Annotated in this window: 19 protein-coding genes; 11 read left to right on the top strand and 8 right to left on the bottom strand. The window is 71.6% G+C overall.

Features of this window, described 5'->3' with window-relative positions; genetic code table 11:
* Positions 1–99: 99 nt before the first annotated feature.
* Positions 100–1,365 (top strand): hypothetical protein, encoded by a 1,266-nt coding sequence (locus tag HLK59_RS40040; protein WP_346779924.1) that lies wholly within the window; start codon positions 100–102, stop codon positions 1,363–1,365.
* Positions 1,366–1,372: 7 nt separating this feature from the next.
* On the opposite strand, the gene HLK59_RS40045 is transcribed toward HLK59_RS40040, so the two are convergent.
* Both HLK59_RS40045 and HLK59_RS40050 read right to left on the bottom strand, forming a co-directional pair.
* Positions 1,373–1,786, bottom strand: a complete 414-nt coding sequence (locus HLK59_RS40045; RefSeq protein ID WP_171146572.1) for a VOC family protein — start codon at positions 1,784–1,786, stop codon at positions 1,373–1,375.
* A 106-nt stretch (positions 1,787–1,892) separates the two neighbouring features.
* Positions 1,893–2,786, bottom strand: a complete 894-nt coding sequence (locus tag HLK59_RS40050; RefSeq protein ID WP_171146573.1) for a neutral zinc metallopeptidase — start codon at positions 2,784–2,786, stop codon at positions 1,893–1,895.
* A gap of 179 nt (positions 2,787–2,965) precedes the next feature.
* Between HLK59_RS40050 and HLK59_RS40055 the strand changes: the two genes are divergently transcribed.
* The 3 genes from HLK59_RS40055 to HLK59_RS40065 all read left to right on the top strand — a co-directional run bounded on the left by HLK59_RS40055 (position 2,966) and on the right by HLK59_RS40065 (position 6,044).
* Positions 2,966–4,564, top strand: a complete 1,599-nt coding sequence (locus HLK59_RS40055) for an ABC-F family ATP-binding cassette domain-containing protein (protein WP_171146574.1) — start codon at positions 2,966–2,968, stop codon at positions 4,562–4,564.
* 335 nt (positions 4,565–4,899) lie between these two features.
* Positions 4,900–5,121: a helix-turn-helix domain-containing protein gene (locus HLK59_RS40060; RefSeq protein ID WP_004002281.1), complete on the top strand. Its 222-nt coding sequence runs from the start codon at positions 4,900–4,902 to the stop codon at positions 5,119–5,121.
* A 128-nt stretch (positions 5,122–5,249) separates the two neighbouring features.
* Positions 5,250–6,044: an enoyl-CoA hydratase/isomerase family protein gene (locus HLK59_RS40065; RefSeq protein WP_171146575.1), complete on the top strand. Its 795-nt coding sequence runs from the start codon at positions 5,250–5,252 to the stop codon at positions 6,042–6,044.
* 12 nt (positions 6,045–6,056) lie between these two features.
* Here the strand turns inward: HLK59_RS40065 and HLK59_RS40070 are convergent, their stop codons facing one another.
* Complete coding sequence (locus HLK59_RS40070) at positions 6,057–6,755, bottom strand: nucleopolyhedrovirus P10 family protein (RefSeq protein WP_171146576.1); 699 nt, start codon at positions 6,753–6,755, stop codon at positions 6,057–6,059.
* Between the two features lie 90 nt (positions 6,756–6,845).
* On the opposite strand from HLK59_RS40070, the gene HLK59_RS40075 reads away from it, so the two are divergent.
* From HLK59_RS40075 to amaP, 5 genes are read left to right on the top strand one after another with little or no spacing between them, the layout of a single operon-like run.
* Positions 6,846–7,310: an Asp23/Gls24 family envelope stress response protein gene (locus HLK59_RS40075; protein WP_171146577.1), complete on the top strand. Its 465-nt coding sequence runs from the start codon at positions 6,846–6,848 to the stop codon at positions 7,308–7,310.
* A 28-nt stretch (positions 7,311–7,338) separates the two neighbouring features.
* A complete protein-coding gene (locus HLK59_RS40080) occupies positions 7,339–7,530 on the top strand; it encodes a hypothetical protein (protein ID WP_171146578.1) in 192 nt (63 codons plus the stop codon).
* Positions 7,527–7,904 (top strand): Asp23/Gls24 family envelope stress response protein, encoded by a 378-nt coding sequence (locus HLK59_RS40085; RefSeq protein WP_171146579.1) that lies wholly within the window; start codon positions 7,527–7,529, stop codon positions 7,902–7,904. Before HLK59_RS40080 ends, HLK59_RS40085 begins: the two co-directional genes overlap by 4 nt.
* The gene (locus HLK59_RS40090) at positions 7,901–8,545 is read left to right on the top strand and encodes a DUF6286 domain-containing protein (protein WP_171146580.1); all 645 of its coding nucleotides are present in this window, start codon (positions 7,901–7,903) and stop codon (positions 8,543–8,545) included. Before HLK59_RS40085 ends, HLK59_RS40090 begins: the two co-directional genes overlap by 4 nt.
* Positions 8,546–8,550: 5 nt before the next feature.
* Positions 8,551–9,129, top strand: a complete 579-nt coding sequence (gene amaP / locus HLK59_RS40095) for an alkaline shock response membrane anchor protein AmaP (protein WP_171146581.1) — start codon at positions 8,551–8,553, stop codon at positions 9,127–9,129.
* Positions 9,130–9,133: 4 nt separating this feature from the next.
* Here the strand turns inward: amaP and HLK59_RS40100 are convergent, their stop codons facing one another.
* From HLK59_RS40100 to HLK59_RS40120, 5 genes are read right to left on the bottom strand one after another with little or no spacing between them, the layout of a single operon-like run.
* The gene (locus tag HLK59_RS40100) at positions 9,134–9,889 is read right to left on the bottom strand and encodes an SDR family oxidoreductase (protein ID WP_171146582.1); all 756 of its coding nucleotides are present in this window, start codon (positions 9,887–9,889) and stop codon (positions 9,134–9,136) included.
* A gap of 5 nt (positions 9,890–9,894) precedes the next feature.
* Complete coding sequence (locus tag HLK59_RS40105; protein WP_171146583.1) at positions 9,895–11,679, bottom strand: glycoside hydrolase family 15 protein; 1,785 nt, start codon at positions 11,677–11,679, stop codon at positions 9,895–9,897.
* Positions 11,680–11,713: 34 nt separating this feature from the next.
* Positions 11,714–11,989, bottom strand: a complete 276-nt coding sequence (locus HLK59_RS40110) for a hypothetical protein (RefSeq protein WP_171146584.1) — start codon at positions 11,987–11,989, stop codon at positions 11,714–11,716.
* Positions 11,986–12,546 carry a SigE family RNA polymerase sigma factor gene (locus tag HLK59_RS40115; protein WP_171146585.1) on the bottom strand — a complete coding sequence of 187 codons (561 nt, stop codon included), beginning with the start codon at positions 12,544–12,546 and terminating at the stop codon, positions 11,986–11,988. The genes HLK59_RS40110 and HLK59_RS40115 overlap by 4 nt, the downstream gene beginning before the upstream one ends.
* On the bottom strand, positions 12,543–14,075 hold the full coding sequence (locus HLK59_RS40120) for a sodium:solute symporter (RefSeq protein ID WP_171146586.1): 1,533 nt from the start codon (positions 14,073–14,075) through the stop codon (positions 12,543–12,545). The genes HLK59_RS40115 and HLK59_RS40120 overlap by 4 nt, the downstream gene beginning before the upstream one ends.
* 164 nt (positions 14,076–14,239) lie before the next feature.
* Between HLK59_RS40120 and HLK59_RS40125 the strand changes: the two genes are divergently transcribed.
* Together HLK59_RS40125 and HLK59_RS40130 are read left to right on the top strand one after the other, a co-directional pair.
* A complete protein-coding gene (locus HLK59_RS40125) occupies positions 14,240–14,455 on the top strand; it encodes a DUF3311 domain-containing protein (RefSeq protein ID WP_037708068.1) in 216 nt (71 codons plus the stop codon).
* A 39-nt stretch (positions 14,456–14,494) separates the two neighbouring features.
* A complete protein-coding gene (locus HLK59_RS40130; RefSeq protein ID WP_171146587.1) occupies positions 14,495–16,648 on the top strand; it encodes a carbon starvation CstA family protein in 2,154 nt (717 codons plus the stop codon).
* Positions 16,649–16,656 lie beyond the last annotated feature (8 nt).

A 16,656-nucleotide genomic window follows, 5' to 3' on the forward strand; every position in this document is an offset into this window, starting at 1 on the left:
TCGAGCAGGCGCATGGTGCGGCAGCTCGTGGCATGGGCTTTCTTTGTGGAAGCAGAGGGCGGCATGCGGGAGGCGCCGGTGTCGCGTGGGTTGGGAGAGGTGTTTAAGAGACAGGTGCCGCCCGGCGTCCCTGCGGGGGGCCAGGGGTGCGTCGCCCACTGGGCCGACGCCGCCCTGGGCCCCGGCAGGGACGCCGGGCAGCACGACGGCAAGGCCACCCTGTCCGACGCCAGCGCCGAACGGGCCGCGGCATCCCTGGGCCTGAGCATGGCTCAGGTGCGTGCCGAGTGGGACACCGCCCGGCTCGCCGGACTGGTCGAGGTGCACGGCGACAGCGCCCGCCCCGGCTGGCGCCTGCGCGCCTGGGACCGCGACGACAGCGCCGTCCTGCGGGGCTGGGTCGCCCTCTTCGACGCCTGGTCGCTCGCCCACCCGGAACCCGCGGAGCAGGAGGCCGCGACGGTCGCCGAGGTCGTCTCCGCCATGCCCCAGGTGCTGTCCTTCCTCCAGCTCTCCGCCGGACCCGAGCCCGTGGAGCAGCTGCTGGACCTCCTGGAGCAGCGGGTCACCGAACTGCGCACCGAACGCTGCGAGATCCCCTACGGTCCGCAGCCCGACCCGGACCAGGCGCAGCCCCGGGACACCCCGCTCGGTCCCCTCCTCGACTGGGCCCTGCGCGCCCTCGCCTCCGTCGGCGCCCTCACCTACGGCGACGGCCAGGCCACGCTGACCCCGCTCGGCAGCTGGGCGGTGTGGGTCAAGCTGGAGCAGATCTGCGTCGCCGCGCAGAGCCCCGCCGGCAACATCGAGGCCGTCGCCGAGGAGATGCTCCGCGGCTGCGCCCAGCTCCGCCCCAAGGCGGCCCGCGACGAGTACCGCGCCTGGCTCGCCGCCAGACCCGTCGGCAGCGCCGTCACCGAGCTCCTCGGCGCCGCCCGCGGCGAGGACGCCCTGCTGCGCGGCCTCGCCTTCGAGGCGCTGCGGGTCGTCGGCGCCCCCGCCGAGCCCGATGTGCGCGCGGTGACCGAGGAGCCCGGCCTGCGGCCGTACGCCCTCCTCTGGCTCGCCGTGCACGACGGCGCCGATCCGGAGGACGCCCACGAGGTGCTCACCCGGGAGGAGGCCACCTGGCTGTGGGTCGACACCGCCGCCGCCGTGGCCGACCACGGGGAGGCCCCGCTGCTGGTGCGGCATCTGGAGTCCGCGGTGCAGCCGACCGTCCCCATGCTCCTCGACGAGGTGCGCGCCGTCGGTCACCCCCGCACGGTGCAGGTCCTGGTGGCGCTCGCCGCCGCCCACCCCGACCCCGCGCTGGCCAAGGCGGTCCGCCGGGCGGCCTTCCAGGTGCACACGGGAGGCAGCTGACAGCGGGTCAGGCCGTGATCTCGGGGGCGTACGTCCCGAAGCTCCACACATTGCCTTCGAGATCCCGGGCCATGTAGTCCCGCGCCCCGTAGTCCTGGTCGGTCGGGGGCATCAGGATCTCCGCGCCCTGCTCCACCGCCCGTCGGTGGTGTGCGTCGACGTCGTCCACGACGACGTACACCCCGGTGGTGCCGGCGTCCTTCATGGCGGCGTCGAACTTGCTGCCGGTGCCCTTCGAGCCGAGCATGACCGCTCCGTTGCCCTGCACCAGCTCGGCATGGGCCACCTTGCCGTCCTCGCCCTCGTAGACGGCCAGCTCGGAGAAGCCGAAAGCCTCCGTGAGCTGCTTCACCGCTGCCTTGGCGTCCGCGTACACCAGCGTCGGATAGATGCTGGGCCGCCCACCGCTCGTGCCTGCCATGCCGATCACTCCCTTGTGATCAAATGCCGCGAATCCGAACCTGTCACCAGTCTCGCAGCGACCACTGACAACGGCCCCTGACCAGCCAGAACACCCCCAGGACAGCTCAGCGGAAGGTGTTGCACCGGGCCATGTCACCGGTCTCGAACCCCTGGTGGAACCACTGCTGGCGCTGCGCCGCCGACCCGTGCGTCCACGACTCGGGCGTCACCCGCCCCTGGAACCGCTCCTGGATCCGGTCGTCACCCACGGCCGCCGCAGCGTCCAGACCGTCGGCGATGTCCGCCTCGGTGAGGCTGGTGATCAGCGGCCGCCCCGTCGACTCGTCCTTCGTCGTGGTCGCGTGGTGCGCCCACACCCCCGCGTAGCAGTCGGCCTGGAGCTCCACCTTCACCGCGTTGCTGTTCTCACCCGTGCGCCCGTCCTGCGACCGGCTCAGGGTGCCCATCAGGTCCTGCACATGGTGCCCGTACTCGTGCGCGACGACGTATGCCTGCGCGAAGGCGCCGCCGCTCGCGCCGAACTTGGAGCGCAGCTCGTCGAAGAAGCCCAGGTCCAGATAGACCTTGCGGTCGCCGGGGCAGTAGAACGGCCCGACCGCCGAGGTGGCCGCGCCGCACGCGGTGCCGACCCGCTGGCTGAAGAAGACGGTGGGGGAGCGGGTGTACGTCCCGCTGCGCCGCTGGAACTCCTGGTCCCAGTAGTCCTGCACGCTGTTGACCACGGCCACCATGCGGCAGTCGTCCCTGGTGTTCGCGTCCTGGCCGGTGCGGCAGGACTGCTGGACCTGGGCGAGGGCGGACGCGGTGGCCACCGGCTGCCCGCCGCCCTCGTCGGTGAGCCCGAGCTGGTCGGGGCCGACCCCGAGAAACAGCCCCAGCAGCAGGGCGATCAGCCCGGCGATGCCGCCGCCCACGGTCGCCCTGCCCCCGGGGATGCGGCTGCCGCGCACGTCCTGGACCTCGGAGGTGTCCAGCTGGGCGTCGTCGTCGAACTGCATGCCGTCATCGTGATCCACGGCTCCGGCACCCGCACCCGGAGGAGCCCGAACACCCGCACCCAGAAAAAGTGCTTGCACGCCCCCGTTAGACTTGGCCCATGGCCATTCTCCTCGCGCATTAGACGGCGGGAACGTCCTCAGCCGCCCGACCGCCAAACAACCTGCCCTGGAGTCTGTCCGTGATCTCCGCCTCCGGTATCGAGCTGCGCGCCGGCGCCCGAGTCCTCATCGAGTCCGCCACCTTCCGAGTCGCCAAGGGCGACCGCATCGGTCTGGTCGGCCGCAACGGCGCGGGGAAGACCACCCTCACCAAGTGCCTCGCCGGCGAGGGCCAGCCGGCCGGCGGCACCATCACCCGCTCCGGAGAGGTCGGCTACCTCCCGCAGGACCCCCGCACCGGCGACCTCGACGTCCTCGCCCGCGACCGGATCCTCTCCGCGCGCGGTCTCGACGTACTGATCCGCAAGATGCGTGAGAACGAGCAGCGGATCGCCAACGGCAGCGGTGCCACCCGTGACAAGGCCATGCGGCAGTACGAGCGCCAGGAGACCGAGTTCCTCACCAAGGGCGGGTACTCCGCCGAGGCCGAGGCCGCCACCATCGCGGCCGCGCTCAACCTGCCCGACCGGGTGCTCGGCCAGCCGCTGCACACGCTCTCCGGTGGTCAGCGCCGCCGTATCGAGCTGGCGCGGATCCTGTTCTCGGACGCGGACACCCTGCTCCTCGACGAGCCCACCAACCACCTCGACGCCGACTCGATCGTCTGGCTGCGCGACTACCTCAAGACCTACCGCGGCGGCTTCATCGTGATCTCCCACGACGTCGACCTGGTCGAGACGGTCGTCAACAAGGTCTTCTACCTGGACGCCAACCGCGCCCAGATCGACGTCTACAACATGGGCTGGAAGCTCTACCAGCAGCAGCGCGAGGCCGACGAGAAGCGTCGCAAGCGCGAGCGGCAGAACGCCGAGAAGAAGGCCGCCGCGCTGCACTCGCAGGCCGACAAGATGCGCGCCAAGGCCACCAAGACGGTCGCCGCGCAGAACATGGCCAAGCGGGCCGACCGGCTGCTCGCCGGGCTCGACGCGGTGCGGGTCTCCGACAAGGTCGCCAAGCTCCGCTTCCCCGACCCCGCGCCCTGCGGCAAGACCCCGCTGACGGCCGAGGGACTGTCGAAGTCCTACGGCTCCCTGGAGATCTTCACCGACGTCGACCTGGCCATCGACAAGGGCTCCAGGGTCGTCATCCTCGGTCTCAACGGCGCCGGAAAAACGACCCTGCTCCGGCTCCTCGCCGGTGCCGAGCAGCCGGACACCGGCGCGGTCGTCCCCGGTCACGGGCTCAAGATCGGCTACTACGCCCAGGAGCACGAGACCCTGGACCCGGAGCGCTCGGTCCTGGAGAACATGCGCTCCTCCGCCCCCGACCTGGACCTGGTCGAGGTCCGCAAGGTGCTGGGTTCCTTCCTGTTCTCCGGCGACGACGTGGAGAAGCCCGCCGGGGTCCTCTCCGGCGGTGAGAAGACCCGTCTGGCCCTCGCCACCCTGGTCGTCTCCTCGGCGAACGTGCTGCTCCTGGACGAGCCCACCAACAACCTCGACCCGGCCAGCCGCGAGGAGATCCTCGGCGCGCTGCGCACCTACAAGGGCGCGGTCGTGCTGGTCACCCACGACGAGGGCGCCGTCGAGGCGCTCCAGCCGGAGCGGATCATTCTGCTGCCGGACGGGGTCGAGGATCTGTGGGGTTCCGACTACGCGGACCTCGTCGCCCTCGCTTGATCGAACGGTTGATCAACTAGGTATGGATCATTCGGCTTACCGGTGATCCATCATCTGTGTGAGATCTCCTCGTACCGAGGTGTGTCCTACATCCACTTCGCGGCCGATCCCTTTATCGACAAGGGCTCGGCCGCGCCGCGTCTCTGACCAGGCACTTCACAAAAGAACCCGTTCGGCGGTACGAACAGCTCTTCGCGGAATCACAGATTCCGTATGTGGGGATGCGCTCCTGTCGTCACAACCTTGTCTTACGGACCTTGCCGAATGGGTGGCCATGAAGCCCCGGAGGGGTGATCATGAGGGGACCAGAGCGCACTTCCCATGAGGAGGCACGGGTGGCCGAGACTCTGAAGAAGGGCAGCCGGGTAACCGGCGCCGCGCGCGACAAGCTCGCGGCAGACCTGAAGAAGAAGTACGACTCCGGTGCGAGCATCCGAGCGCTGGCCGAGGAAACCGGCCGCTCGTATGGCTTCGTACACCGGATGCTCAGCGAGTCCGGCGTCACGCTCCGTGGGCGTGGCGGCGCGACCCGGGGCAAGAAGGCCGCGTCGTCCTGATTCCGGGCGGCCCCTCGGCTTCGATGGTGGCCACCCGGTCGGTCTTCTGATCGTCCGGGTGGTTACTGTGCAGTCACTTAGCCGTGCCAAGTGGCACGGAGGATGACCGCACTCATCGGAGGCGCCCCATGGGCCAGGAACTCGTTCCCCTGCTCGACAAGGACGGCGTACGGCTCACCGTCGACAACGCGCTCGCCACGGTGACGCTGACCAACCCCGCCAAGCGCAACGCGCAGAGCCCCGCTCTGTGGCGCGCGCTCGCCGAGGCCGGTCGGCTCGTGCCCGGCTCCGTCCGTGTCGTCGTGCTGCGTGGCGAGGGCAAGTCCTTCTCCGCGGGGCTCGACCGGCAGATGTTCACGCCGGAGGGGATCGAAGGCGAACCGTCGTTCATCGACCTCGCCCGCAGTGGTGACGCCGAACTCGACGCTGCCATCGCGGAGTTCCAGGAGGGCTTCACCTGGTGGCGGCGTAGCGACATCGTGTCCATCGCCGCCGTCCAGGGGCATGCCATCGGGGCGGGCTTCCAGCTCGCGCTCGCCTGCGACTTCCGCGTCGTCGCCGACGACGTGCAGTTCGCCATGCGCGAGACCGGCCTCGGCCTCGTCCCGGACCTCACGGGCACGCATCCTCTCCTCTCGCTGGTCGGCTACGCCCGGGCGCTGGAGATCTGCGCCACCGGGCGCTTCGTGCCGGCCGAGGAAGCGGTGAACACCGGCCTCGCCAACATCGCCGTACCGCTCGATCAGCTCGACGGCGCGGTCCAGGACCTGGCCGCGGCACTGCTGGCCGCCCCCAGGGACGCTGTCATCGAGACGAAGGCCCTGCTGCGCGGTGCGCAGGACCGCACCTACGACGAGCAGCGCGCCGCCGAGCGCGCCGCTCAGACGCGCCGTCTGCGGGACCTGGCCGGCGTGGGCGAGTAAGCACTCCAGCCCTCACCCGACGACGGTCACCAGCACCGCCACCGTCGGGCGACCGGGGAGCGCCTTCCCCACCTCCCGGCGGACCGCCCGGGCGACCTCCACCGCCCGGCGCTCCGCGTCCACCGCCACCTCCACCCGGACGTGGCGCCGCGGCAGGGCCGTCCCGCCCTGCCGCTCCTCGACCTGCACCGCACGGCCCAGCGCCGCGGTCAGCCCGATGACCCCCGGCACCGACAGCGCCGCGCCGGCCACGGGATCGTCACCGGCCCCGGCCGACGCCGGTTCCGGCTGCCGTAGGGGGGCGGCTTCCGGTTCCTCGTCCAGCAGGGACGTCACCCGCAGGTCGACCTCGGTCACCGTCAGACCGAGCCGTTCCGTCGCCGCCGTCGCCAGGGCGGCGCGCAGCAGCGCAGCCGTGGCCGGCAGCGGCTCGTCCGCCGTCGCCGCGAACTCCGCCGTCACCCGCAGCGGGCCCGGCGGCAGCGCACTGGGCGGAGGCGGTACGGCGGGGTCGTGCACGTCCTCCGGGTCGGCGAGGGCGATCCGCAGCCCGTCGAGGCGTACGCCGCTCAGCTCCCGTACCGCACGCCGCAGCACCGCCTCGGCCGCCTGCTCCGCGATCCACGCGCCGTCGTGCGCGCCGCCCAGCGGCAGCAGCCTCCCGAGCCCCAGCTGATGCCGCACTCTCCCCGCCCACCGGTCCGCCGTCATTGCTCCAGCCTGCCGCATCACCGGCGCACGAGGACGCAACCCCACTTACCGTGGTCCCAGGACGACGACCGAAAGGGAGGACGTACGGCGATGACCGACATGACGCAGAGCCCTGAGGCGGAGACGGGCGTGCAGCCGCGCAAGCCCACCAAACGAGGCGGCGGGGATCCGGCGACCCGGGGGCGGACCACCATCGCCGACGGGGTCGTGGAGAAGATCGCCGGGCTGGCGGCCCGGGACGTGGTCGGCGTGCACGCGATGGGCAGCGGGCTGAGCCGCACCTTCGGGGCCGTGCGGGACCGGGTGCCGGGCGGCGCGAAGTCCGTGACCCGAGGGGTGAAGGTCGAGGTCGGCGAGGTGCAGACCGCGCTCGATCTGGAGATCGTCGTCGACTACGGCGTGTCGATCAACGAGGTGGCCCACGCCGTTCGGGAGAACGTGATCGCGGCGGTGGAGCGGATGACCGGCCTGGAGGTCGTCGAGGTCAACATCGCGGTGAGCGATGTGAAGCTGCCCGAGGAAGAGGACGAAGAGCCGGAGTCCCGGCTCCAGTGATTCTGGTGAGAGCTGAGGGGAGCGCACCATGAGCATGGCCGTGGCCGGCATGATCGCCGGCATGGCACTGGGCTTCGCCGGGTACTTCGGCGGGTTCGGTGCCTTCCTGCTGGTGGCGGCCCTGGGCGCCATCGGTTTCGTCGTCGGGCGGTTCCTGGAGGGGGACCTGGAACTCGGTGACTTCTTCCGTCCCCGCGACGGTCGCCGTGACCGGCGGTGACATGGGTGACCACCGACTCGGGTGAACTCCGCAGACCCCTGACCGTCGTCCCGCCCGGCGAACGCGGCGCGACCCGGATCGCCGACCGGGTCGTGGCGAAGATCGCCTCCCAGGCGGCGCGCGAGGCGGTCGGGGAGGTCCCCGGGGACGCGGCGCCCCCGCACGCCACGGTCGTCGTCCACCATCGGACCGTGCGCGTCCGGGTCCACCTCGAACTCGACTACCCCACCGACATAGGCGCCCGCTGTTCCCGGGTGCGTCGGCATGTGGCGGAGCGGGTACGCGCGTTGGTGGGAATGGAGGTGCCGGAAGTCGCCGTGCATGTGGAGCGGCTGCATCCGGCACACGGCGCGGCACAGGGGAGGACGCGATGAGCGAGTCCCAGGGCTCGGAGGGAACGACACAGCGGCTGCCGGTTCTGGAGAAGGCGACCGAACCCGACAACGCACCACCACCTGTCCTGGCGGGCGGGGACGAGGGCCGCTTCTGGTCGGCGCGACGGGTCCCGGCGGCCGTCGTCGCGCTGCTGCTCATGGTGACCGCCGGATTCTTCCTCTACGACATCACCGCGGTCCGCGCCGAGCAGCCCGCCATGCGCTGGCGCCGCGAGCTGGCCGCGCAACTCGCCGAACGCCCCCTCGACGACATCTGGGTCCTCGTCGGCGCCGGCATCGCCGCCGCGCTCGGCGGCTGGCTGATCGTCCTCGCCGCCACCCCGGGTCTGCGCGGCATCCTGCCGATGCGGCGCACGCAGACCGACGTACGCGCCGGACTCCACCGCGAGGCCGCCGCCCTGGTCCTGCGCGACCGGGCCGTGGAGGTCTCCGGCGTCCAGTCGGTACGCGTACACCTGACCCGCGCCAAGGCCGACGTCGCCGCGGTCTCGCACTTCCGCGAACTGGACGACGTACGCGCCGACCTGGACGCCACGCTGGCCGAGGCGATCACGGGGCTGGGCCTGGCCAGGCCACCCGCACTGTCGGTGCGGGTACGGCGGCCGGGAAAGAAGGGGTGAGGCCGATGGTCCGGATCGTCAACCGTGTCGTGCTCGGGGTGGTCGGACTCGTCCTGCTGGTGGTCGGGGGTTCGGTGCTCGCCGTGGGGCTGGGGCTGAACCCGCCGTCCTGGTGGATCCACGACGGCCCGCACGACGTCCTGCTCGACGACACCGAACGCACCCGCGGGGAGAACCAGGGCTGGTGGTGGCCCACCGTCCTCGCCGTACTGGCCGTCCTCGTCCTGCTCACCCTGTGGTGGCTGACCGCGAACCTGCGCCGGCACCGGCTGACCGAGGTTCTGGTGGACACCGGCGACGGCGAGGGCGCGCTGCTGCGGGGCCGGGCCCTGGAAGGCGTACTGGCCAACGAGGCGACGGAATTGGACGGCGTGTCCCACGCCCACGTCCAGCTGACGGGCAGGCGCAACGCCCCCGAGACCCGCGTACGGCTCCTGCTGGAACCGTACGTGGACCCCGGGACGGCCCTGGACCACCTGACGACGCAGGCGCTGACGCACGCGCGGAACTCGGCGGGGCTGGCGTCGCTGCCGTCGGAGGTCAGGATGAAGGCGGTCAAGCACCGCGCGGCGAGGGTCAGTTGAGAAACTAGAACCCGTGCCGCATGCCGCCGTCGACCGGCATCATGATCCCGGTCAGGTAGGAAGCGGCCGGCGACAACAGGAACGCCGCCGTACGCCCGAACTCCTCGGGCGTCCCGTACCGCCGCAACGGAATCCGCGACTCGTTGGCCGCACGCGTGGCCTCCGGGTCCGCGGACAACCCGTCCAGCTCGCGCACCCGGTCCGTGTCGATCCGGGACGGCAGCAGCCCCACGACCCGGATCCCGCGCGGCCCCAACTCGTCCGCGAGGGACTTCGCGAACCCGGCGAGCCCCGGCCGCAGCCCGTTCGAGATGGTCAGCCCCGGAATCGGCTCGTGCACCGAACCCGACAGCACGAAGCCGATGACACCGCCCGCCTCCAGCTCGGCCGCCGCCGCACGGGCGAGCCGCACCGCGCCCAGGAACACCGACTCGAAGGCCGCGGCCCACTGTTCGTCCGTGTTGTCCGCGAGGAACCCGGGCGCCGGACCGCCGACACTGATGAGGATGCCGTCGAAGCCGCCGAAGCTCTCCCGCGCGGCCGCGATCAGCCGGGCGGGCGCCTGCGGATCGGCGTTGTCGACGGCCACCCCGACCGCGCCCGGCCCCAGCTCGGCCGCCGCGTCGGCGGCCCGCTTCTCGTCGCGCCCGGTGAGAACGACCTTCGCCCCGTCGGCGACCAGCTCACGCGCGGACGCGTTGCCGAGGCCACGCGTGGCCCCGGTGACGACGTACACGCGGTCCTTCAGTCCAAGATCCATGGCCCCTATCCTGCCTCCTCGCCCCCGAACAGGGCGAGGGCGGTGTTCACCAGACCGATGTGGCTGAACGCCTGCGGGAAGTTGCCGAGCTGCATGCCGCCCACGGGGTCGTACTCCTCGGCCAGCAGACCCACGTCGTTGGTCAGCGCCAGCAGCCGTTCGAAGAGGTCCCGGGCCTCCCTGGTACGGCCCGTCATGTGGAGCGCGTCGGCCAGCCAGAACGAGCACACCAGGAACGTGCCCTCGCCGCCCGGCAGCCCGTCCACGGCCGTCTCCGCGGCGCTGTAACGCCGTACGAAACCGCCGTGGCCCAGCTCCGCGCGGACCGCGTCGACGGTGCCGACGACCCGGGGGTCGTCGGGCGGGAGGAAGCCGACGCGCGGGATCAGCAGCAGGGACGCGTCGAGCTCGCGCGAGCCGTAGTACTGGGTGAACGTGTTCCGCTCGGGGTCGTAGCCCTTCTCGCACACCTCGCCGTGCACCTCGTCGCGCAGCGCGCGCCAGCCGTCCACGTCGCCGCTCAGCTCCGGGTAGGCCTCCAGGGCGCGCACCGCGCGGTCGGCGGCGACCCACACCATGACCTTCGAGTGGACGAAGTCGCGGCGGCCGCCGCGCACCTCCCACAGCCCCTCGTCCGGCTGGCGCCAGTTGGTCCGCAGGAAGTCCAGCAGGACGCTCTGGAGGGACCACATGTGCGGTTTCGCGGGCAGCCCCGCCCGCCGCGCCAGCGACAGCGAGTCCATGACCTCGCCGTACACGTCCAGCTGGAGCTGTTTCACGGCCTCGTTGCCGATCCGTACGGGCTTGGAGCCGGCGAAACCCGACAGCCACGGCAGCTCCAGTTCGGGCAGCCGCCGCTCGCCCGCGAGGCCGTACATGATCTGGAGGTCCGCCGGGTCGCCGGCGACCGCGCGCAGCAGCCAGTTCCGCCAGGCCTCGGCCTCCTCCAGATAGCCGCACGACGCCAGGGCGCCCAGGGTGAGCGTGGAGTCGCGCAGCCAGCAGTAGCGGTAGTCCCAGTTGCGCACCCCACCCAGCTCCTCGGGCAGGGAGGTGGTGGCCGCGGCCACGATGCCGCCGGTCGGCCGGTAGGTGAGCGCCTTCAGGGTGATCAGGGAACGGACCACGGTGTCCCGGTGCGGACCGTCGTAGCGGCAGCGTGCCGACCAGGCCCGCCAGTCGGCGACGCTGTTCTCCAGCGACTCGAAGGGGTCGGTCAGCGGCGGGCGCGGCTCGTGCGAGGGGTGCCAGGTGAGCACGAAGGCGACCTTCTCGCCCTTCTCGACGGTGAACTCCGAGTGTGTCCCGAGGTGTTCGCCCCAGGTGTGCACCGGGGGCTCGCTGCGCAGCCATGTCGAGTCGGGTCCCGCGACGGCCACCCGGTGTCCGTCGGACTCGCGCACCCACGGCACGATCGAGCCGTAGTCGAAGCGCAGCCGGAGCGTGCTGCGCACGGTGACCCGGCCGCGGAGCCCCTCCACGATGCGCACGAGGTCGGGGGCGCGATGGCGCTGCGGCATCAGGTCGGTGACCCGTACCGCCCCCTCGTCCGTCTCCCACTCGGTGTCCAGGACGAGGGTGCCGGGGCGGTAGGCGCGGCGGGCGCACTCACCGTCGACATCCTTGGGCGCGATGCGCCAGTGGCCGTTCTCCTCGTCGCCGAGAAGTCTGGCGAAGCAGGCGGCGGAGTCGAAGCGGGGCAGGCAGAGCCAGTCGACGCTGCCGTCCTTGCCGACCAGGGCCGCTGTCTGTTCGTCGCCGATGAGGGCGTAATCCTCGATGAGGGGCACGGGAATGCGGGTTCCCGGTGCGCCCCGGCGGCAATCAGGGGGTCGGCCGGGGGAGTGACACCTGGGTGCCGGAGAAGATGACCCCCGGGTCGGAGGGCGCCTGGTTCAGCACCCACAGTCCGATCAGTGTCGCCAGCGCGAAGACCACCGCGATGAGCACGGCGAGGACGAGCCGACGGCGGCGTTCGCGGCGCAGCCATTCGCCGCGGGCCGTGCGATAGGCGTCGGGGGCCGCGTGCACACCGCCCGCCAGCGCGGCCAGCGCCTCCTGGAGTTCCCGTTCGGTGCGGTCCGGGGTGGTGTCCTTCATCGCCGGGCCTCCATCGCCTGGGTCAGGGCGGCGAGGCCGCGTGCCGTGTGGGTCTTGACGGAGCCGCAGGAGATCCCCATGGCGGAGGCGATCTCGCTCTCCTTCAGACCGAGCCAGTGCCGCAGCACCAGCGCCTCGCGCTGCCGGGCCGGGAGCTGCTGGAGGGCGTCGATGAGGACGCGCTGGTCGTCGTGGAGGAGGGCGGTGCTCTCGGCGGAGGCGACGAGTTCGGTCGACGGCGCCTCGATGTGCTTGCGGGCGACCTGGAGGTGCCGTATCCGCATCCGGGTCAGATTGCAGACGGTGGAGCGCAGATAGGCCTCCGCCGCCTCGGTGTCCCGCAGCCGCCGCCACTTGCGGTAGATCTGGTAGTAGGCCTCGGCGACCACGTTCTCCGGGTCGTCGGCGCCGAGCAGCACGGCGAGCCGCAGCATCGAGGCGTAGTGCCGCTCGAAGAGCCGGGCCAGGCCGGCCTCGCGTTCCACGTCGGCCGGATCGCTCGCCGCGGGGGTGAGCGGTATCGGTACCGGGGTGGTGTGTCCCAGGTGCTGTCTCACGGGTTGTTCGCTCCCGTCTCCGGGCGTCGGCCGACGGTCAGGCGCGACGGCAGATCGGTCAGGTCGGCGCCGCGCGGGACGCCGATTCGTTCGAGGACCGCGGTGCCGATCACGGCGACGGTCAGGTTGAGCAGGAGGGCGGTGAGCCCGGCGTAGATCTGGAAGGGGCCGGTCCCGATCGTCGAGAACCCCTCGCGTACGACCAGGTAGGTGCCGGACAGCATGCCCGCGGCCCATCCGGTGAACAGGGCGCGCGGGTGCAGCCGGCCGGTGAACAGGCCCACGGCGACGGCCGGGAAGATCTGGAGGATCCAGACCCCGCCGAGGAGCTGGAGGTTGACGGCGTCCTGGTCGCGCAGTCCGAACACGAACGCGACCGCGCCGACCTTCGCCGTCAGCGACACCGCCTTGGCGACGCGCACCTGCCGTTTGGGCGTGGCGGTGGGGTGCACGTACTCGACGTAGACGTTGCGGACGAAGCTGGTGGCCGCCGCGATCGACATCACCGCGGCCGGGACCAGCGCCCCCACGGTGATCGCGCCGAACACCAGACCGGCCAGCGGCCCCGGCATCAGCCGGTCCACCAGCATCGGTACGGCGGTCTCGGCGCCCCCCTTCGGTGCCCGTACACCCGCCGCGAGCGCCGCGATGCCGAGGAACCCGAAGAGGGCGAGCAGCCCGGTCCAGGCGGGCAGGGCCACGGCGACCTTGCGCAGGGTGCGCGGGCTGTCGGCGGCGAAACCGGCGGTCAGGACGTGCGGGTACATCAGCAGGGCGAGGGCGGAGCCCAGGGCGAGGGTGGCGTAGGCGGGCTGCTGCTCGGGGGAGAGGAGCAGGGCGGGGCCGCCCAGGCGTTCGGCGGCTCCGTCGAAGACGGCGCCCGGTCCGCCGAGGCGTTCCAGGACCAGCCAGGTGACGGCGGTGAGGGAGACGAAGACGGCGACGGCCTTGAGCGCGGAGATCACGGCGGGGGCCCGCAGGCCGTGCCGGTAGGTGGCCACCGCGAGGCCCGCGAACAGGGCCACCATCACCAGATCACCGGCGGCGCCCCGCGGATAGACACCCCCGGCGGTCAACACCGCTCGTATGCCGAGCAGTTGGAGTGCCAGATACGGCATGGTCGCGAGGATCCCGGTCAGCGCGACCACCAGCGCCAGCGGCGCCGAACCGTACCGGCCGCGCACGAAGTCGGCGGCGGTGATGTAGCCGTGCCGCCGGGCCACCTCACCCAGCCTGCTGAGCAGCACGAAGGCGATCGGGCAGACGATCACCGTGTACGGCACCGCGAAGAAGGCGGCCGCGCCGTTGCCGTAGGCCAGTCCCGGTACGGCGGTGAAGGTGTACGCGGTGAAGATCGTGCCGCCCAGCAGCAGCCAGGTCCACACCGGGCCGAGGCCGCGGTCGGCGAGCGCCCAGCCCTCCAGGGACGGCAGCCGGTCGCTGGGGTGCAGTCGGCGCGCGGTCACGGCGAGCAGCGACGCTCCGCCGATCACGGCGAGGAACGTCGCGGTCATGGCGCTGTCGGCCATGGGTCACCGTCCTTGGTGTGTGCCCTCGCGGGAGAGTTGCGCGGGCGGCCGGAACGGATGACAGGGAACCGGCGGGAAATCTTCTGGACTTTCGCTGTCAACCGTCCGCGACGGGTGGGCAACTCTTGCACAGACCCACAGCGATGTGGAGAGGAGCGCAGGTCATGGCACGGACCGGTCATCACCGGCTACGGCGCGTCGCGATCGCCGTACTGCTTCTCGCACCCGCCGCGGGACTGCTGTGGGTCCCGATGTACGCCGGTGCGGAGCCGCGCCTGGCGGGCACGCCGTTCTTCTACTGGTACCAGCTCGCCTGGGTGCCGGGGTGCGGCCTCTGCCTGCTCGCCGCGTACGCCCTGTCGGACCGACATCGTCGCTGAGCCCTTCTGATCTCGCACCGCTCTCGGTGAGGAGCCGCCATGCCCGAAACCGCCCTTCAGCCTGCCCTTGAGGCGCCTGAAAAGTCCCGTATGTCACCTCGGTCGATCCTTCTGTGGGCTGTCGTCTCGCTGCTCGGCGCGGTCGCCTGGGGCGTCCTCGCGCTGGCCCGTGGGGAGAGGATCTCCGCGGTCTGGCTGGTCGTCGCCGCGCTCGGCTCGTACGCGATCGCCTACCGCTTCTACTCCCGCTTCGTCGTGCGCCGCGTCCTGAAACCGGACGACCGCCGGGCCACCCCGGCCGAGCGTCTGGAGGACGGCGTCGACTTCCACCCCACCGACCGCCGGGTGCTCCTCGGCCACCACTTCGCGGCGATCGCGGGCGCCGGACCGCTCGTGGGCCCGGTCCTCGCGGCCCAGATGGGCTATCTGCCCGGCACGCTGTGGATCGTCGCCGGAGTGATCTTCGCCGGTGCGGTGCAGGACATGGTCGTGCTGTTCCTGTCCATGCGCCGGGACGGCAAGTCGCTCGGGCAGATGGCCCGTGACGAGATCGGCCGGGCGGGCGGGGCGGCCGCGCTGATCGCGGTCTTCGCCATCATGATCATCCTGCTCGGTGTGCTCGCCCTGGTCGTGGTCAACGCCCTCGCCCACTCCCCGTGGGGCACCTTCTCCGTCGCGATGACCATCCCGATCGCCCTGTTCATGGGCTTCTGGCTGCACCGCATCCGCCCGGGCCGGGTCGTCGAGACCAGCCTCATCGGCGTCGTCCTGCTGCTGCTCGCGATCGTCGGCGGCAGCTGGGTCCAGGAGTCCTCATGGGCCGCCACCTTCACCCTGAGCCCGACGACCCTGGTCTTCTGCCTGGTCGGCTACGGCTTCGTGGCCTCCGTCCTGCCGGTCTGGATGCTCCTGGCGCCCCGCGACTACCTGTCCACCTTCATGAAGATCGGCACGATCGCGCTGCTCGCGGTGGGGGTCGTGGTCGCCGCCCCGGTGCTGCGCGCGGACGCGGTGACCGACTTCGCCTCCTCGGGCGCGGGCCCGGTCTTCGCCGGCTCGCTGTTCCCCTTCCTCTTCATCACCATCGCCTGCGGCGCCCTGTCCGGCTTCCACGCGCTGGTCTCCTCCGGGACGACTCCGAAGCTGATCCAGAAGGAGTCCCAGGTCAGGATGATCGGCTACGGCGCCATGCTGATGGAGTCGTTCGTCGCGATCATGGCGCTGATCGCGGCGGCGACCCTGGAGCCGGGGCTGTACTACGCGATGAACGCCCCCGCGGGGCTGCTCGGCACGACGGCCGAGTCGGCGTCGCACGCCGTCGCCGGCCTGGGCTTCACCATCACGCCCGACCAGCTCACGCAGGCCGCGAAGGCGGTGGAGGAACAGACACTGATCGCCCGCTCCGGAGGCGCCCCGACCCTCGCGGTCGGCATGTCGGAGATCTTCTCCGGGGTCTTCGGCGGCAGCGCCATGAAGGCCTTCTGGTACCACTTCGCGATCATGTTCGAGGCGCTGTTCATCCTGACGACCGTCGACGCGGGCACCCGGGTCGGGCGCTTCATGCTCCAGGACATGCTCGGCAACGTCTGGAAGCCGATCGGCCGGGTCAACTGGAAGCCGGGCATCTGGCTGTGCAGCGGACTCGTCGTGATGGCCTGGGGCTACTTCCTCTACACCGGCGCGACCGACCCGCTCGGCGGGATCAACCAGCTCTTCCCGCTCTTCGGTATCGCGAACCAGCTGCTGGCGGCCGTGGCGCTGACGGTGTGCACGACGGTCCTGGTGAAGTCCGGGCGGCTGCGCTGGGCCTGGGTCACCGGGGTCCCGCTGGCCTGGGTGGTCGCGATCACCTTCACCGCGGGCTGGCAGAAGATCTTCTCCGACGACCCGCGCGTCGGCTTCTTCGCCCAGCGCGCCAAGTACGCCGACGGCATCGACGCCGGACAGGTGCTCCCGCCCGCCAAGACCCTCGACGACATGCGGACCGTGGTCACCAACTCCACCGTCGACGGCGTACTGATCGCCCTGTTCCTGCTGCTCGTCGCGGTCGTCATCGTCAACGCGGCGGTGGTGTGCGTACGGGCCGTCCGCACCCCGGGCACCCTGCCGACGACCGAGGCGCCGTACGTCGAGTCCCGTATCGAGGTGCCCGAGCAGGCCGGCGGGACGCCGCTGGTGGGGGTGCGGTCGTGAGGGGGCGG

The sequence above is a fragment of the Streptomyces sp. S3(2020) genome, from assembly GCF_013044505.1.
In the GTDB taxonomy this organism is placed as follows: Bacteria; Actinomycetota; Actinomycetes; order Streptomycetales; family Streptomycetaceae; genus Streptomyces.

Excerpts from the sequence above, each read along its gene's own strand:
- HLK59_RS40075 (WP_171146577.1), top strand. The coding sequence starts at position 6,846 with ATGACCGACATGACGCAGAGCCCTGAGGCGGAGACGGGCGTGCAGCCG.
- HLK59_RS40090 (WP_171146580.1), top strand. The coding sequence starts at position 7,901 with ATGAGCGAGTCCCAGGGCTCGGAGGGAACGACACAGCGGCTGCCGGTT.
- HLK59_RS40130 (WP_171146587.1), top strand. The coding sequence starts at position 14,495 with ATGCCCGAAACCGCCCTTCAGCCTGCCCTTGAGGCGCCTGAAAAGTCC.
- HLK59_RS40080 (WP_171146578.1), top strand. The coding sequence starts at position 7,339 with ATGAGCATGGCCGTGGCCGGCATGATCGCCGGCATGGCACTGGGCTTC.
- HLK59_RS40120 (WP_171146586.1), bottom strand. The coding sequence starts at position 14,075 with ATGGCCGACAGCGCCATGACCGCGACGTTCCTCGCCGTGATCGGCGGA.
- HLK59_RS40065 (WP_171146575.1), top strand. The coding sequence starts at position 5,250 with ATGGGCCAGGAACTCGTTCCCCTGCTCGACAAGGACGGCGTACGGCTC.
- amaP (WP_171146581.1), top strand. The coding sequence starts at position 8,551 with ATGGTCCGGATCGTCAACCGTGTCGTGCTCGGGGTGGTCGGACTCGTC.
- HLK59_RS40100 (WP_171146582.1), bottom strand. The coding sequence starts at position 9,889 with ATGGATCTTGGACTGAAGGACCGCGTGTACGTCGTCACCGGGGCCACG.
- HLK59_RS40045 (WP_171146572.1), bottom strand. The coding sequence starts at position 1,786 with ATGGCAGGCACGAGCGGTGGGCGGCCCAGCATCTATCCGACGCTGGTG.
- HLK59_RS40070 (WP_171146576.1), bottom strand. The coding sequence starts at position 6,755 with ATGACGGCGGACCGGTGGGCGGGGAGAGTGCGGCATCAGCTGGGGCTC.
- HLK59_RS40110 (WP_171146584.1), bottom strand. The coding sequence starts at position 11,989 with ATGAAGGACACCACCCCGGACCGCACCGAACGGGAACTCCAGGAGGCG.
- HLK59_RS40050 (WP_171146573.1), bottom strand. The coding sequence starts at position 2,786 with ATGCAGTTCGACGACGACGCCCAGCTGGACACCTCCGAGGTCCAGGAC.
- HLK59_RS40125 (WP_037708068.1), top strand. The coding sequence starts at position 14,240 with ATGGCACGGACCGGTCATCACCGGCTACGGCGCGTCGCGATCGCCGTA.